The 16,534-nt window shown below is 59.0% G+C and carries 15 protein-coding genes and 1 pseudogene; 6 read left to right on the forward strand and 10 right to left on the reverse strand.

The window, feature by feature from the left end; translation table 11 throughout:
* Positions 1-136 precede the first annotated feature (136 nt).
* Genes GOX73_RS08175 through GOX73_RS08190 form a run of 4 tightly spaced genes read left to right on the forward strand, consistent with a single transcriptional unit; the run spans position 137 to position 3,042 of the window.
* Complete coding sequence (locus GOX73_RS08175) at positions 137-814, forward strand: cell division ATP-binding protein FtsE (RefSeq protein WP_171122598.1); 678 nt, start codon at positions 137-139, stop codon at positions 812-814.
* Positions 811-1,710 (forward strand): ABC transporter permease, encoded by a 900-nt coding sequence (locus GOX73_RS08180; protein ID WP_171124417.1) that lies wholly within the window; start codon positions 811-813, stop codon positions 1,708-1,710. Before GOX73_RS08175 ends, GOX73_RS08180 begins: the two co-directional genes overlap by 4 nt.
* Positions 1,710-2,450 (forward strand): 1-acyl-sn-glycerol-3-phosphate acyltransferase, encoded by a 741-nt coding sequence (locus GOX73_RS08185; RefSeq protein ID WP_171124419.1) that lies wholly within the window; start codon positions 1,710-1,712, stop codon positions 2,448-2,450. Before GOX73_RS08180 ends, GOX73_RS08185 begins: the two co-directional genes overlap by 1 nt.
* On the forward strand, positions 2,437-3,042 hold the full coding sequence (locus GOX73_RS08190) for a pyridoxamine 5'-phosphate oxidase family protein (RefSeq protein WP_171124421.1): 606 nt from the start codon (positions 2,437-2,439) through the stop codon (positions 3,040-3,042). Before GOX73_RS08185 ends, GOX73_RS08190 begins: the two co-directional genes overlap by 14 nt.
* A 9-nt stretch (positions 3,043-3,051) precedes the next feature.
* On the opposite strand, the gene GOX73_RS08195 is transcribed toward GOX73_RS08190, so the two are convergent.
* The 9 genes from GOX73_RS08195 to mdh form a co-directional block, all read right to left on the reverse strand.
* Positions 3,052-3,900: a TerB family tellurite resistance protein gene (locus GOX73_RS08195; RefSeq protein ID WP_171124423.1), complete on the reverse strand. Its 849-nt coding sequence runs from the start codon at positions 3,898-3,900 to the stop codon at positions 3,052-3,054.
* Positions 3,901-4,058: 158 nt separating this feature from the next.
* On the reverse strand, positions 4,059-5,447 hold the full coding sequence (gene lpdA / locus GOX73_RS08200) for a dihydrolipoyl dehydrogenase (RefSeq protein WP_171124425.1): 1,389 nt from the start codon (positions 5,445-5,447) through the stop codon (positions 4,059-4,061).
* A 72-nt stretch (positions 5,448-5,519) separates the two neighbouring features.
* Positions 5,520-5,789 (reverse strand): hypothetical protein, encoded by a 270-nt coding sequence (locus tag GOX73_RS08205; protein WP_171122588.1) that lies wholly within the window; start codon positions 5,787-5,789, stop codon positions 5,520-5,522.
* 2 nt (positions 5,790-5,791) lie between these two features.
* The gene (odhB, locus tag GOX73_RS08210; RefSeq protein WP_171124428.1) at positions 5,792-7,318 is read right to left on the reverse strand and encodes a 2-oxoglutarate dehydrogenase complex dihydrolipoyllysine-residue succinyltransferase; all 1,527 of its coding nucleotides are present in this window, start codon (positions 7,316-7,318) and stop codon (positions 5,792-5,794) included.
* A gap of 3 nt (positions 7,319-7,321) precedes the next feature.
* The gene (locus tag GOX73_RS08215; protein WP_171124430.1) at positions 7,322-10,279 is read right to left on the reverse strand and encodes a 2-oxoglutarate dehydrogenase E1 component; all 2,958 of its coding nucleotides are present in this window, start codon (positions 10,277-10,279) and stop codon (positions 7,322-7,324) included.
* Positions 10,276-10,818, reverse strand: coding sequence for a DUF805 domain-containing protein (locus GOX73_RS08220; RefSeq protein WP_171124432.1), 543 nt, complete (start codon positions 10,816-10,818; stop codon positions 10,276-10,278). The genes GOX73_RS08215 and GOX73_RS08220 overlap by 4 nt, the downstream gene beginning before the upstream one ends.
* Before the next feature lie 40 nt (positions 10,819-10,858).
* A complete protein-coding gene (gene sucD, locus GOX73_RS08225) occupies positions 10,859-11,740 on the reverse strand; it encodes a succinate--CoA ligase subunit alpha (protein WP_171134848.1) in 882 nt (293 codons plus the stop codon).
* A gap of 83 nt (positions 11,741-11,823) precedes the next feature.
* Complete coding sequence (sucC, locus tag GOX73_RS08230) at positions 11,824-13,017, reverse strand: ADP-forming succinate--CoA ligase subunit beta (RefSeq protein ID WP_170387497.1); 1,194 nt, start codon at positions 13,015-13,017, stop codon at positions 11,824-11,826.
* Positions 13,018-13,338: 321 nt separating this feature from the next.
* Positions 13,339-14,301, reverse strand: coding sequence for a malate dehydrogenase (gene mdh, locus GOX73_RS08235; RefSeq protein ID WP_170353522.1), 963 nt, complete (start codon positions 14,299-14,301; stop codon positions 13,339-13,341).
* Positions 14,302-14,448: 147 nt separating this feature from the next.
* Here mdh and GOX73_RS08240 point away from each other — a divergent pair, with 147 nt between their 5' ends.
* Positions 14,449-15,204, forward strand: coding sequence for a sulfite exporter TauE/SafE family protein (locus GOX73_RS08240; protein WP_171122576.1), 756 nt, complete (start codon positions 14,449-14,451; stop codon positions 15,202-15,204).
* Here the strand turns inward: GOX73_RS08240 and GOX73_RS08245 are convergent.
* Positions 15,201-15,499 (reverse strand): annotated as a pseudogene (locus GOX73_RS08245) (hypothetical protein). The gene GOX73_RS08240 and the pseudogene GOX73_RS08245 overlap by 4 nt on opposite strands.
* Positions 15,500-15,670: 171 nt before the next feature.
* Here GOX73_RS08245 and GOX73_RS08250 point away from each other — a divergent pair.
* A complete protein-coding gene (locus tag GOX73_RS08250) occupies positions 15,671-16,528 on the forward strand; it encodes a CoA ester lyase (RefSeq protein ID WP_171124434.1) in 858 nt (285 codons plus the stop codon).
* The last annotated feature ends 6 nt before the right edge of the window (positions 16,529-16,534 follow it).

The following is a 16,534-nucleotide window of genomic DNA, read 5'->3' on the forward strand; positions in this document are numbered from 1 at the left end:
GATATTCCGTTAAGACCTGACAGCAAAGAGTGTTTTCGGTTTCACGCCGCAAGTGTCACCAATTCGACCCGGTGCAGGCATTGAAACCGTCACCATGCTCGGGCAAGAAGAACAACAGAATAACCGGGGGGCGCCTGTGATCGAGCTGGAAAACGTCAGCTATACCTATGGTGGAGGGGCATTGCTGAGCGATGTTTCCCTACAGTTGAACCCGGGTTCGTTCCATTTTCTGACCGGGCCGTCGGGGGCGGGTAAGACGACCCTTTTGAAACTCTGCTATGGGGCGCTGTTGCCGACCTCAGGCCAGCTTAAGGCATTTGAGCAAGATGTTGCCACGCTGGACCGCGATCAAATGGCGTTGCTGCGCCGCCGGATCGGAGTCGTGCATCAGGATTGCCGGTTTTTGGATCACATGACATTGGCCGAGAACGTGGCCCTGCCGCTGATGGTGTCGGGCCGTGCCGAATCTGCGCAGCAGCAGGACTTGACCGAGTTGTTGAACTGGGTCGGGCTTGGCACGCGGCAAGAGGCGGTTCCGCCCGAACTGTCCGGTGGTGAGCGTCAACGCGCAGCCCTGGCCCGGGCAGTGATCCTGTCGCCGGATGTCGTGCTGGCAGACGAGCCCACCGGGAACGTCGATTGGGAGATGTCCCAGCGTCTGCTGCGTCTATTGGTGGAGCTGAACAAGATGGGAAAAACCGTTTTGATCGCCACCCATGACCTTAGCCTCATCCGGGCGGCCAAAAGCCAGGTTCAGGCGCGTGTGTTGCGCATCTCGCAACGACAGGTCCAACTGGCCGGAGCAGATCTATGAGCGAGGGTACCATTCGCAATCTGCTGAAACGGGACAAGCGGGCTGATCGCGTTGTTCCCCCAACGGGGTATACGGCGCAGCTTACAGTGTTTGTCTCAGGCGCGATGGCTTTCCTTGCGGTGTTTGCACTGGCCCTGTCACTGGCATCGGGGCGACTGGCGGACCGTTGGGCGACCGAGCTGGCAGGGGCCGCTACGTTGCGCATCAATGCCCCGTCCGATCAGCTTGCCGCGCAGACCGAGGCCGCGTTGACGGTGCTGTCGCAAACGCCCGGAGTTGCATCTGCGCGGGCTTTGACATCGGATGAGCAATTGGCCCTGCTGTCTCCGTGGTTCGGCCCGGACCTGCCATTGGATACGCTGCCCGTCCCGCAACTGATCGAGATCGTCGAGGGCGCGCCAGGGCTGGATGTAACCGGCCTTCGCTTGCGGCTTGGGGCCGAGGTGCCGGGCGCTGTGCTGGATGACCATACCCGTTGGCGCGAGCCACTGGTCGATGCGGCGACGTCGCTGCGACGGCTGGGGTGGATTTCAATCCTGCTGATCGGTGTTGCGACGGCGGCCATGATCACATTGGCTGCAAACGCGTCACTTGCGGCCAATGCGCAGATTATCGAAGTTCTACGGCTTGTGGGCGCGCGCGACAGATTCATCGCAAATGCTTTCGTGCGTCGGTTTACGTATCGCGCGTTCTTTGGTGCCTTGGTCGGCGTTGTGCTTGGGATGACAGGGGTCTTGCTGCTGCCCGAAGCCTCGGATGAGGGTGGGTTCCTGACCGGCCTCGGGTTTCAGGGGCTGGGTTGGTTTCTGCCGTTACTTATCCCCCTTATGGGAGCCGCAGTTGCGTTTCTGGCCACCTGGACCGCGGCAACCCGCAAATTGACGGAGCTTTCGTGATGGCTGATGCGATACAGTGGATTCGATCGTTGATTTTCATGATCGTGATTTACGCTTGGATGTTGGTTCTGGGCATTGTCTTTGCGCCTTACGCCCTGTTTGCCAAGAAAGGCGCGTTGCAGGCCTGCAAGCTGTACGCCCGCACAACCCTATGGCTGGCACGTTGGATGGTTGGTATTCGCTTCGAAGTTCGCGGCACGGTGCCCGTGGATGAAGTGGTAATCGGGGCCAAACACCAGTCGTTTCTGGATATCATGATAATCTTCCACGCGGTCCCGCATGGAAAGTTCATCATGAAGCGGGAATTGCTATGGACTCCGATGATTGGTCTTTACGCTCGTCGGCTTGGGTGTATCCCGGTGAATCGCGGCAAGAAAGGCGCAGCGGTGGCCAAGATGGTAAAGGACGTCGCGACAGAGTTTGCCGAGCCGGGTCAGTTGGTCATCTATCCGCAAGGCACGCGTGTCGCCCCCGGCGCGCGGAAACCCTATAAGGTTGGTGCCGCAGTGCTGTACGAAGGGTTGGGTTTTGCCTGTGTTCCGGCGGCTACTAACGCCGGAGTTTTCTGGCCTCGGACCGGGGTGATGCGAAAACCCGGTCTGGCGATTGTCGATTTCCTGGACCCGATCGAGCCGGGTGTCGAGCGGGAGGCGTTTCTGACCCGACTGGAAGAGGCAATCGAAACGCGTTCATATGCGTTGATGCGGGAAGTGGGGTTTGATCCAGATGGAGTTCATTGAGGACATAGAAACGCTCGAAAGCCTCTATGGTACGCCAGGCGCGCCATCCCTACGCAAAGTGGCGGACCGGATGACCCCTTTGTACCGAAAATGGATCATGGCGTCGCGCTTGTGCGTCCTCAGCACGGTCGGTCCGGAAGGTGTGGATGGCAGCCCGCGCGGAGATGACGGGCCCGTGGTTCTGGAACTGAATGACAGAACGCTGGCGATGCCCGACTGGCGGGGCAACAACCGGCTGGACAGCCTGCGCAACATCGTGTGCGACCCGCGCGTTTCCCTGATGTTCATGGTGCCGGGGTCAAACAATGTCGTACGTGTGAATGGCACGGCCCGACTGACGGCAGACAAGGCTCTGACAGGGCGGTTTGAGAAAAACGGCAAACGTCCAGCGACGGTGATCGTTGTCGACATCGCCGAGGTCTACACACAATGCGCCCGCGCGCTTATCCGGGCGCGCACCTGGAACAGCGGTGACGAAAGCGCCAACCTTCCCACGATCGGTGAAATTCTGGCCGAAGCCTCAAGCGGAGAAGAGGGCGGCGCGCGCTATGATCTGGAATGGCAAGCACGCGCCGCGAAAACGATGTGGTAAATCCGCAGATCAGGCGGGTTGAGCGGCCATGTTCTGGAACATCGCCTTGACCTCGTCCACGCTGATGCCGAGACCCTTGGCCAGTTTGTGAATAAACACTGTTTCAGCCTTGTCCAGATCGCCATCTGCGCCCACGATCATCAGCGTGGCTTGCATGACCATGCGTTTCTGATCGGCAGTCAGCCCACGGCCAAAGGCCGCAAATTGCGCATCCGTTGGTTTGGCCTCGGCCATATTATAGATGCGGCGAATACGGGATTCATCAAAGGTTTCACCCGTCATCTGCTGGGCGATGTTGGCCATCGTTGCAATTTCCACCGCATCAAGCGAACCGTCCGCTTTTGCAGCGTGGCACATCGCATCCATTGCCTGCAACGCTGCAGGATTTGCTATGCCCATTTCCGCATAGCGTTCTTTCGTGCGCTTGGATTGCCCCGCCTTTTTTGCTCCGGCCAAAATAAGAAGAACGGCGATTGCGCCCAAGCCCCAAAAGCCGGACACCATGTCCGCACGGGACATTTTGGGTTGCGTTGACAAGTCCGAAGGAAAGTCTCCCAGTGCTTTCCCAAGCTCCAGCCTGTCTGCGGGCATGTTGTAGTAACTGTCGCTGTCGCATTTATTCGGCGCCATCACATAGCCGATAGAGCTGCGCCAAACCCCGGCGAACATGATGTGCGTTTTCTTGGTCAGATGGCACAACGACAGATTTTGACCGTTGTTGTCTTCAATATCCGTGGGGGTAATCAGGGTCATCTGCTCGGATGTACCCCAGACGCCACCCGCGCGCCCCGCCTGTGCCTCTTGTCCGAAAAATAACGCGATAATCAGCGCCGCAGCGCAAAGTGAAAGAAATCTCATATCAGCCTCAAAAAAAATTTGTTCGATCCCAGCCGCAGGGACGCGCCCAGCGGTCACAAGGTGTTGATCAACCTAAGCGAGAGCAAAACTAAGGCAGAGTCGCGGAATAAAAAAGGCGGACACTTTGGCCCGCCTTTGATGTTTTGAGTGCTGAAAGGTCAGCTATGGATTGGGCCGTCCCCGCAGGCCAGCGCAGCCTCGCGCACGGCTTCCGAGTAGGTCGGGTGGGCGTGGCAAGTCAGGGCCAGGTCTTCAGCCGACGCACCGAACTCCATCGCGACGCAGACTTCGTGGATCAGGTCACCTGCAGCGGGGCCAATGATATGTGCGCCCAGAATGCGGTCGGTTTCCTTGTCGGCCAGAATCTTGACGAAACCGTCGGCGGCAAAGTTCGCCTTGGCGCGTCCATTGCCCATGAACATGAACTTGCCGACCTTATAGGCGCGACCCGCCTCTTTCAGCGTGGCTTCGGTTTCGCCGACATTGGCGACCTCGGGCCATGTGTAGATCACGCCCGGAATGACGCCGTAGTTCACATGGCCATGCTTGCCTGCGACCTGCTCGGCGGCGGCCATGCCTTCATCTTCGGCCTTGTGGGCCAGCATAGGGCCTTCGGTCACGTCACCGATGGCGTAGATGCCGGGCACGTTGGTCTGCCAATCACTGCCAACCTTGATCTGGCCGCGCGGCGTCATCTCGACGCCCAGAGCATCCAGTCCCAGACCATCCGAGAACGGCTTGCGCCCGGTGGCGACCAGCACGGTGTCGGCGTCGATCACGTGCTCGCTGTCATCTTTGCGCAGCTTGTAGGTGACCTTGGCCTTGGTCTTGGTGGCTTCGGTCTTTTGCACCGCGGCGCCCATGACGAACTTCAGGCCCTGCTTCTTGAGAATCCGCTGGAACGTCTTTTGTACCTCGGGGTCCATACCCGGCGTGATCTCGTTGAGGAATTCGATCACAGTCACCTCGGCACCCAGACGCTGATAGACCGAGCCCAACTCCAGCCCAATCACGCCCGCGCCGATCACAACCATCTTTTTCGGGATTTTGCCCAGCGACAACGCACCGGTCGAAGTCACGACGATTTTCTCGTCCACCTCGACACCCGGCAGCGAGGACGGCTCGGACCCTGAGGCGATGATGATGTTCTTGGCCTCGTGGACCTCATCGCCCACCTTGACCTGACCTGCGGCAGGGATTGAGCCCCAGCCCTTAAGCCAGTCGATCTTGTTCTTCTTGAACAGAAACTCGATGCCCTTGGTGTTACCGTCGATCACCTCGTCCTTATAGGCCTGCATCTGCTTCCAATCGACCGAGGGGCTTTTGCCCTTCAGGCCCATCTTGGCAAAGTTATGCTCGGCCTCATGAAGCTGGTGCGATGCGTGCAACAATGCCTTCGATGGGATGCAGCCTACGTTCAGGCAGGTGCCGCCCAACGTTTCACGCCCTTCAACGACAGCGGTCTTCAGACCCAACTGGGCGCAGCGGATCGCGCAGACATAGCCGCCGGGGCCGGCGCCAATAACGATGACATCATAGTTTGCCATTTTATTCTCCTAGAACCTGAGGAGTTAAATTTAAATCGGGTGGCCATCATGGGATGGCGCACCCGGCAATAGTCAGACCGGTGTCAGAATTTTTGTTTTGATATGGGCAACTCCGCCACGCTCGTGATGCATGGCCAGTTCCTCAGATTCAATAAAGTCCTGAGCGCGCTCCAGATCCGTGATTTCGAACAAAGCAACTGCGTGGTCTTTCTGATCTGGGTCTTTCCAGATGTGGAGGTCGCGGATTCCCGCGGCCTCTCGCATTTTTTGGTCTTCGCGGAAGACTTTCAGCCAGACATCAAAGTCCGCCACGTCAGCCTCCCAAAGTACATGAGTCGCCATGATTACAGATCCATCAGCAAGCGGCGTGGGTCTTCCAGCGCTTCTTTTACGCGGACAAGGAACGTCACCGCGCCTTTGCCGTCAACGATCCGGTGATCATAGGACAGGGCCAGATACATCATCGGGCGAATCTTGATCTCACCGTTGATCACCATGGGGCGGTCCTGAATCTTGTGCATACCCAGAATGCCCGATTGCGGCGGGTTCAGGATCGGCGAAGACATCAGCGAGCCATAGACACCGCCATTCGAGATGGTGAAGGTGCCGCCCTGCATCTCGGCCATGGACAGCTTGCCGTCACGGGCACGTCTGCCTTTTTCTGCGATCGCCTTTTCGATTTCGGCAAAGGACATGCTGTCCGCGTCGCGGATGACCGGAACCACCAGACCCTGCGGAGTTCCCGCAGCCACGCCCATGTGGACGAAGTTCTTATAGACAATATCCGTTCCGTCGATCTCGGCGTTCACCTCAGGTACTTCTTTCAGCGCGTGACAGCAGGCTTTGGTGAAGAAGGACATAAAGCCCAAACGGACGCCGTGCTTTTTCTCGAACTGGTCTTTGTACTGGCTGCGCAGGGCCATCACTTCGGTCATGTCCACCTCGTTATAGGTGGTCAGGATCGCGGCCGTGTTCTGCGCGTCTTTCAGGCGCTTGGCGATGGTCTGGCGCAGACGGGTCATGCGCACACGCTCTTCGCGCCCGGCATCCTCTGCGGCAACCGGCGCGCGTGGGGCAGGGGAAGCAGGGGCGGGGGCAGCCGCCGCAGGTGCTGGTGCCGTAGCGGCCGCTGCAACAGCGTTTGCGACGTCCTCTTTCATGATGCGGCCATCGCGCCCGGTTCCGGTGACCTGATCTGCAGACAGTCCTGCTTCGGCCATAGCTTTTTCAGCGGACGGTGCGTTGGCGACATCCTTGCCACCGCCATCGCCGGTATCCGCGGCAGGTGCCGCTGCCGGTGCTGACGGTGCCGGGGCTGCACCTGCCGCTGCGCCGGAAATCACGGCCAGCTTTGCCGTTGCGTCTACGGTGGTGCCTTCGGGCGCTACAATCTCGGCCAATACGCCAGCCGTCGGGGCGGGAACCTCGACCGAGACCTTATCAGTTTCAAGCTCACACAGCATTTCGTCTTGCGCGACGCTGTCGCCGACCTGTTTGAACCAAGTGGACACAGTCGCTTCGGTGACGGATTCGCCCAGCGTAGGAATCATCACGTCCACGCTTCCGCCAGACGCCGCGGGTGCGGCGGCAGGTGCAGGGCTTGGGGCCGCCGCCAGAGCCGGGGCGGCGCCTTCTCCGGCTGCGATCGTCGCCAGCAAAGCGTCAACGCCTACGGTTTCGCCTTCGGCTGCAACAATCTCACCCATCACACCAGCGGCAGGCGAAGGGACTTCGACGGTGACTTTGTCGGTCTCCAACTCGCACAGCATCTCATCCACAGCCACTGCGTCGCCCGGTTTTTTGAACCAGGTTGCAACCGTGGCCTCGGTGACCGACTCGCCCAGCGTGGGAACACGAACTTCAATGGACATTGCTTATTTTCCTTCAATGCTCAGCGCTTCGTTCACCAGCGCTTCTTGTTGGGCTTTGTGTTGGCTGGCCAGACCCGTTGCGGGCGAGGCCGACGTCGCGCGGCCGACATAGCGTGGCCGTGTATGCTTGGCACCGATCCGGGTTAGGACCCATTCGATATTCGGCTCGATAAAGGTCCAGGCCCCTTGGTTCTTGGGTTCTTCCTGACACCAGACCATCTCGGCCCCTTTGAATCGCTCAAGCTCGTTGATCAGTGAGTGCGCGGGGAAGGGATAGTATTGTTCGATCCGCAACAAATAGACATCGTCGATACCGCGCGCGTCGCGCTCTTCCAGCAGGTCATAGTAGACCTTGCCGGAACACAGAACGACCCGCTTGATCTTTTTGTCTGCGACCAGCTTGGTGTCGGAATTCCCCTGCTGCGCGTCATCCCACAGCACCCGGTGGAAGCTGGACCCGGTGGTGAAATCCTCGGCCGTGCTGACAGCCAGCTTGTGACGCAGCAGCGACTTGGGCGTTACCAGGATCAGCGGTTTGCGGAATGTCCTGTGCAATTGTCGGCGCAGGATGTGGAAATAGTTCGCGGGCGTCGTACAGTTCGCCACGATCCAGTTGTCCTGACCGCACATCTGCAGGAACCGTTCAAGCCGGGCGGACGAGTGTTCCGGGCCTTGCCCTTCGAACCCGTGCGGTAGCAGCGTCACCAACCCGGACATACGCAGCCATTTCGATTCACCCGAGCTGATGAATTGGTCGAACATGATCTGCGCGCCGTTGGCAAAATCGCCGAACTGCGCCTCCCACAGGGTCAGGGCGTTGGGTTCGGCCAGCGAATAGCCATATTCAAAGCCCAGCACCGCGTATTCGGACAGCATCGAGTCGATCACTTCATACTGCGACTGGCCGGCGCGGATATTGTTCAGCGGGTAATACCGTTCCTCGGTCTCCTGATGCACAAAGCCAGAGTGGCGCTGGCTGAATGTGCCGCGCGTCGCGTCCTGGCCGGACAGACGCACCGGATAGCCTTCGGTCAGCAGGGACCCGAAGGCCAGCGCTTCACCCGTTGCCCAATCAAAACCTTTGCCGTTGTCGAACATCTGCTTCTTGTGATCGAGCAGGCGCGACACCGTCTTGTGAACGGCGATATCCGCAGGCGCATGGGTCAGCGCATTTCCGATCTCGGCCATTGTCTCGGGCGTGATCGCAGTGTCGCCACGCACATATTCTTCCTTGTTCTTGTCCAGGTGCGACCAGCGCCCGTCCAACCAATCGGCCTTGTTGGGTTTGTAGTCTTTTCCGGCCTCGAACTCATCATTCAGATGAGCCTGGAACGCGGCCTTCATGTCCTCGATCTCGCCCTCGGGGATCAGGCCATCTTTGACCAGACGCTCGGTGTACAGCGACAGCGTGGTCTTATGCGTTTTGATCTTCTTATACATGATCGGGTTAGTGAACATGGGCTCATCGCCCTCGTTGTGACCAAACCGGCGATAGCAGAAGATGTCGATGACCACGTCCTTGTGGAACTTCTGGCGGAATTCAGTGGCGACCTTGGCGGCGTGAACCACGGCCTCGGGGTCGTCGCCGTTCACGTGGAAGATAGGTGCCTCAACCATCAGCGCGATATCCGTCGGATATGGGCTGGAGCGGCTGAAATGCGGCGCGGTGGTAAAGCCGATCTGGTTGTTTACCACGATATGCATGGTGCCGCCGGTCTTGTGACCGCGCAGACCAGACAGGCCAAACCCTTCGGCAACAACACCCTGACCGGCAAAAGCTGCGTCGCCGTGCAGCAGGATGCCCATCACGGAGGTACGCTCGGCGTCCTTGAACTGATCCTGCTTGGCGCGGACCTTGCCTAGAACCACCGGGTTCACTGCCTCAAGATGGCTGGGGTTGGCGGTCAGCGACAGGTGCACGCTGTTGCCGTCAAATTCACGGTCGCTAGAAGCACCGAGGTGGTATTTCACATCGCCCGAGCCATCCACGTCCTCGGGCTTGAAGCTGCCGCCCTGAAATTCGTTGAAGATCGCGCGATAGGGCTTGCGCATCACGTTGGCCAGAATGTTCAGACGGCCACGGTGCGGCATCCCGATGACGATTTCCTTGACGCCCAAGGCACCGCCACGCTTGATGATCTGCTCCATCGCGGGGATCAGGGCCTCACCCCCGTCCAGACCGAACCGTTTGGTACCCATGTATTTGACGTGCAGGAATTTCTCGAAGCCCTCGGCCTCGACCATCTTGTTCAGGATCGCCTTGCGGCCTTCCTTGGTAAACGCGATTTCCTTGCCGTATCCTTCGATCCGTTCCTTCAGCCACGCGGCCTGTTCAGGGTCGGAGATATGCATGTATTGCAGCGCGAAGGTGCCGCAATAGGTCCGCTTCACGATATCGACGATCTGCCGCATCGAGGCCATCTGCAGACCCAGCACGTTGTCGATAAAGATCGGCCGGTCCATGTCGGCCTCGGTGAACCCATAAGTCTTGGGGTCCAGTTCAGGATGGGTGCTGGCCGCCCGCATCCCCAGCGGATCCAGATTGGCGGCCAGATGGCCCCGGATGCGATAGGCCCGGATCAGCATCAGCGCCCGCAGACTGTCCAGAACGGCGCGCTTGATCTGGTCGTCGCTGACCTCAACGCCTTTGTCTGCCGCCTTGTCCTTGATCTTTTTTCCCGCCGCCTTGGCGTCAATCTCGGCCCATTCCCCAGTGAGCGCCCCGGTCAGATCATCCGCTGGCATCGGCGGCCAGTCGGTTCGCGCCCATGATGGCCCTTCGGCTTCTTTCTGGACGTCCGGCGTCGCGTCGCCCATGGCCTTGAAAAACTCGGCCCAGGCCGCGTCTACCGCGCCGGGGTCTTTTGTGTACTGAGCATAAAGCTGCTCTAGGTATTCGGCATTATGCCCTTGCATAAAGCTTGAGGCATGAAAGGCAGAGTTGGGCGAGTGTTCGGTCATTGGGTTACCTCATATGGGTTGGGACCGTATTGATTTGTGCCCGGCTGACTGGGGCGGGTCAGCCACCACAGCACCAGGAGAGGCGACACCACCAGAACCAGAAGCGTCGGAATGACGACCAGCAAAGTGGCGCGGGTAAACAGGATGTCCAGATTGCCACCGTGCTGGAAACTGGACGCCAGACCAATTCCGAAAATCAGAACTGCGGCGGCTCCGAGGATCAGCAGGATCGGCAGCAGCGCATAAAGCCCGCTGCGCCCGGTGTCATGCATCCGGCGCCATGCGACCGCGAGATGCGGGAAAAAGACGATTACGCCGACGATCGACTGTACCGGTTGGCTTGATGTGGCGGTGACGGATTTCGTCGTGTCCGTTTCCGTCGTGGTGACCTGAGTGAAAAACTGCCAGTCAATAATCCCGGCGATGATATTCCAGATCACGATAAACAGGAAAAAGAACCAGTACTCGGGCCGCGAGGCGCGGCCCGAGAATGTTAAGAACTTTGAGAAACACGTTTTGACAGCCTCACCAAAGGTCATGTTTTCCGTTCCTCCCAAAGTAGACGGCTAAGCCGCCGCTTTAACCAATCGCTTCCAGCACGGCCTCACCCAGCGTCGCGGGGCTTTCTGCCACAACGATACCGGCCGAGCGCATGGCTTCGATCTTGTCTTCGGCACCGCCTTTGCCGCCGGCGACGATCGCGCCCGCGTGGCCCATACGGCGGCCCGGAGGGGCTGTGCGGCCTGCGATGAAACCGGCAACCGGCTTTTTGCGGCCCTTCTTGGCCTCATCCGCCAGGAACTGTGCGGCTTCTTCCTCGGCCGAGCCACCGATCTCACCGATCATGATGATCGAGTGGGTTTCGTCGTCCGCCAGGAACCATTCCAGCACGTCGATATGCTCGGTCCCTTTGATCGGATCGCCGCCGATGCCCACACAGGTGGACTGGCCTAGACCCACATCGGTGGTCTGCTTGACGGCCTCATAGGTCAGGGTGCCGGAACGCGACACAACGCCGACCGAGCCGCGCTTGTGGATGTGGCCGGGCATGATGCCGATTTTGCAGGCGTCGGGCGTAATGACACCGGGGCAGTTCGGGCCGATTAGGCGCGATTTCGAGCCTTCCAGCGCGCGCTTCACCTTCATCATGTCCAGAACCGGGATGCCTTCGGTGATGCAGACGATCACCTCCATCTCGGCGTCAATCGCTTCGAGGATCGAGTCAGCCGCGAAAGGCGGCGGCACATAGATCACGCTGGCGTTGGCTTCGGTCACATGCTTGGCCTCGTGGACCGAGTTAAACACGGGCAGGTCAAGATGGGTCATCCCGCCTTTGCCGGGGGTTACACCGCCGACCATCTTGGTGCCATAAGCAATGGCCTGTTCGCTGTGGAATGTGCCCTGCGAGCCGGTAAAGCCCTGACAGATCACTTTGGTATTTTTGTCGATGAGGACTGCCATCTGGCGTTCTCCTTTGTAGGGCGGGTTTTGGCCCGCCAAAATCTTGGGAAAGGCGGGCTGAAGCCCGCCTTACGGGATGACAATCAGCCTTTTACCGCCTTCACGATCTTCTCGGCACCGTCTTTCAGGTTGTCCGCCGCGATCACGTCCAGACCAGAGGTGTTGATGATCTCTTTGCCTTTCTCGACATTCGTGCCTTCCAGACGCACGACCAGCGGAACCTTCAGGCCGACCTCTTTCACCGCGGCGACCACGCCTTCGGCGATGACGTCACAGCGCATGATGCCGCCGAAGATGTTGACCAGAATGCCTTTGACGTTTTCGTCCGAGGTGATGATCTTGAACGCCTCAGTGACTTTCTCTTTGGTCGCACCGCCGCCCACGTCGAGGAAGTTGGCAGGCTCAGCCCCATACAGCTTGATGATGTCCATGGTCGCCATCGCAAGCCCGGCACCGTTGACCATGCAGCCGATCTCGCCGTCCAGCGCAATGTAGTTCAGGTCGTACTTGGAGGCTTCGAGTTCCTTGGGGTCTTCCTCGGTCTCGTCGCGCAACTCGGCGATGTCGGGGTGGCGGTAAACCGCGTTGCCGTCAAAGCCCAGCTTGGCGTCCAGTACCTTGAGGTCGCCGCCTTCGGCCACGATCAGCGGGTTGATCTCCAGCATCTCCATGTCCTTCTCAACGAAGGCTTGGTACAGTTGACCCATCAGCTTGACGCATTGCTTGACCTGCGCGCCTTCCAGACCCAGCGAGAAGGCGATGCGGCGGCCGTGATAGGCCTGATAGCCTGTCACAGGGTCCACCGAGAAGGACAGAATTTTCTCAGGCGTGGACTCGGCCACTTCTTCGATATCCATGCCGCCTTCGGTCGAACAGACGAACGAGATGCGGCTGGTTTGGCGATCCACCAGAAGGGCCAGATACAGTTCGCGTTCGATGCCGGAACCAGCCTCGATATAGATGCGATTGACCTGCTTGCCTGCGGGGCCGGTCTGATGTGTGACCAGCGTGCGGCCCAGCATCTTTTTGGCTTCTTCGGCGGCTTCTTCCACCGACTTGGTCAGACGGACACCGCCTTTTTCACCGGCGTCAGCCTCTTTGAACGAGCCCTTGCCGCGGCCACCCGCGTGGATTTGGGCCTTTACAACCCACAAGGGGCCGTCCAGTTCACCGGCTGCGGTTTTGGCTTCCTCGGCGCGCAGAACCGCGCGACCTTCAGAGACCGGAGCGCCATAGCTGCGAAGAAGAGCCTTGGCCTGATATTCGTGAATGTTCATCGAAACTGTCCCGTTTGACTACGATTACTTCGTTATAGAAATGTCCGAAGGGTAAATTTAAAGGTTTTTTTGTTTTCAAAGCCCTTTTTCACAGAGATTTTTACTGTTTGTGATCACACTTTTTTGGGGTGTGATCACAAAATGACGGAAGTTAAATTTATGATTCGATAAATCGTTTCGCGCCTTTGAAAACACATTCAAAAAGGGTGTTTGAGGTGTTTGCGCTAATACTCTTCCCGCAAGTATTGCGGATCAAGAGGCCAGTACAAAAGAAAACCGGCCCAACTTGTGGGCCGGTTTGGAATGTCGAAACGGCCGAAATTAGGCCAGAGAGCTGTCGATGCCCTTACATGCCTCGATCAGGCCCTTCACAGCGTTGACCGAGTTATCGAAACCGGCTTGCTCTTCTTCGTTGAGTTTGATGTCGACAACACGCTCGATGCCGCCCGCGCCGATCACGGTGGGGACGCCTACATACATGCCGTCAACGCCCAGTTCGCCGTTGCAATAGGCGGCACAGGGCAGGACGCGCTTCTGGTCTTTCAGGTAGGCTTCGGCCATTTCGATCGCCGATGTTGCCGGAGCATAGAAGGCCGAGCCGGTTTTCAGCAGGCCAACGATTTCGGCGCCACCGTCACGGGTACGCTGAACGATGGCGTCCAGTTTCTCTTGTGTGGTCCAGCCCATTTCAACCAGATCGGGCAGCGGGATACCAGCAACGGTCGAATAGCGCACCGACGGAACCATCGTGTCGCCGTGGCCGCCCAGAACAAATGCTGTGACGTCGCGCATGGACACGTTGAACTCTTCCGACAGGAAATGCGCAAAACGGCCCGAGTCCAGAACGCCTGCCATGCCGCAGACCTTGTTGTGGGGCAGGCCCGAGAATTCGCGCAGCGCCCAGACCATCGCGTCCAATGGGTTGGTGATGCAGATGACGAACGCATCGGGCGCATTGGCGGCGATGCCTTCACCCACGGACTTCATGACCTTCAGGTTGATGCCCAGCAGGTCGTCGCGGCTCATGCCCGGTTTGCGGGGAACACCGGCGGTGACGATGCAGACGTCGGCGCCAGCGATGTCCTCATAGGACTGGGTGCCTTTCAGCTTGGCGTCGAACCCTTCGGAGGGGCCGGATTCAGCGATGTCCAGCGCCTTGCCTTCCGGTGTGCCTTCGGCGATGTCAAACAGGACGACATCACCCAGTTCTTTCATTGCAGCGAGGTGGGCGAGCGTGCCGCCGATCTGACCTGCGCCGATCAGCGCGATCTTGGGTCTGGCCATTTGGAATATCTCCGATGGGTTTTGAAATCGCGGTTGTGCTAGTCGGTAAAACGGATTTGTGCAAGTGTTCTGCTGCGTGGCATACAACCGCATACCGATTTTCCTAGCGTCCAAGGGGCGTGAATTCTTGCTTTTCTGGAATGCTGAATGTTCGAACTGGACTTGATGTTCTTTGCCGTGGCTATCCCTGCCGTGATCTTTGCAGGCATTTCCAAGGGAGGGTTCGGGTCGGGCGTGGCCTTTGCGTCCTCGTCGATTCTGGCGTTGATCCTGACGCCCGGACAGGCGCTGGCGTTGATGTTGCCGATTCTGATGGTGATCGACGTTGCCACCCTGAAACCCTATTGGAAACGGTGGAGCTGGCCGGATTCGCGCCTGTTGATTCTGGGGGCTGTGCCGGGTGTCGCGCTGGGCGCGTGGCTCTATCGTGCCACCGACGACGACTTGCTTCGCCTGCTGATCGGAGGGATCTCGGTCGGGTTCGTGATTTGGCATGTGGCGCAAAGCAGGGGCTGGATTCGCGGTTTTGCCAACCGTCTTCCGCCGTCGGCCGGGCTGTTTGCAGGGTTGGTGGCCGGGTTCACCAGTTTTGTCAGCCATGCTGGCGGTCCGCCTGCCGCCGTGTACCTGCTGTCGCAACGCTTGACGAAGACCGAGTTTCAAGCCAGCACCGTGCTGGTCTTCTGGGTCATCAACGCGGTGAAATTCGTGCCCTTCGCTTATCTGGGCCTGTTTACGTGGCACACGGCGCTGGCGGACTTGCTGCTGGCCCCCTTCGCCATTCTTGGCGCGTGGTTGGGTGTCCGGGCACATTTTATGATGTCCGAACGCTTATTCTTTGGCATCGCCTATGTCCTGCTGACTCTGACGGGAAGCAAGCTGATCTGGGATGCACTGACTTAGACGTTGGGCGGCAGTGCCTCGGCCGTGTCCTCGTAGGACTGACCGGACGCGATCAGGCAGGTCATCCCGTCCGGTACGTCACTGTAATCGTCCAACTACCGCTTGCGGTCGAGGCATAGACCTCCACCACCGCACCTTGTCGCGCGATGCCAATACCCTGTCGGGTCTCGCCATAGGTTTCAGCCAGTCGCTTTATGATCTCCTCGCGGGGCGCGCAGGTTTGTGCCTGCACCTGAACGGCGGCCAGAACCATGATGCCCAGCCCCATCGTCATCTTGAACAGCGTATTCTGCATCCTTGCACCCTTTCGATTCCATCTGTCCAAAAGGGTGCAAGTGACGTGCCGAAATCTGGTTAAACCGACGCACGTTGCGTCGCGAATGCTGCAACGCGGCGATTTTGTCCTTGAACTTTCCGACAAAAAATGCCCCATTCCGCGCAATTTTATTTCACAAGGGAGAGGCCAATGGACCCCCGTCAGCGCCCCTATCGTTCTGTTCTGTATATCCCCGGCTCGAAAGATCGGGCGCTGGACAAGGCGCGCACCTTGCCGGTCGACGCGATTATCTTTGATCTGGAAGATGCCGTCGCCGCCGACGAAAAAGACAACGCGCGGGAAACGCTCAAGGTCGCTTTGGCCGCGGGTGGATATGGCGCGCGGGTTAAGATTGTGCGGATCAACGGACTGGACACCGAATGGGGCCGCGCCGATGCCGAGGCCGTGCGGGACATGGACGCCGATGTGGTTCTGCTGCCCAAGGTGAACTCGGCCGCTGATGTGGACGCGCTGGCCGCGATCACTGGCGATATCCCGATCTGGGCGATGATGGAGACCCCGCGCGGAATGCTGAACGCCGCCGAGATCGCCGCGCATCCGCTGATGGCGGGCTTTGTTATGGGAACCAACGACCTGGCCAAGGAATTGCAGACCCGGTTCCGCCCCGACCGCCTGCCGCTGATGACGTCGCTGGGCCTGTGTCTGCTGGCCGCCAAGGCCGAGGGGCTGATCATCGTGGATGGCGTCTATAACGCTTTCAAGGATGACGAAGGTCTGGCCGCAGAATGCACGCAGGGCCGTGACATGGGCTTTGACGGCAAGACCCTGATCCACCCCGCTCAGGTCGAGATAACGAACGCGGCCTTCGCCCCGTCGGACGCCGAAATTGACCTGGCGCAACGTCAGATTGCCGCCTTTGAAGAGGTCGAAGCACAAGGGCAGGGCGTTGCTGTCGTGGATGGCAAGATCGTGGAAAACCTGCACGTTGCAACCGCCCGCGAAATTCTGGCAAAAGCAGAGGCGATTTCAGCTTTGCAAGCGGGGTAAGCCAGC

The organism is Ruegeria sp. HKCCD7221, assembly GCF_013031225.1.
Taxonomy (GTDB): Bacteria; Pseudomonadota; Alphaproteobacteria; order Rhodobacterales; family Rhodobacteraceae; genus Ruegeria.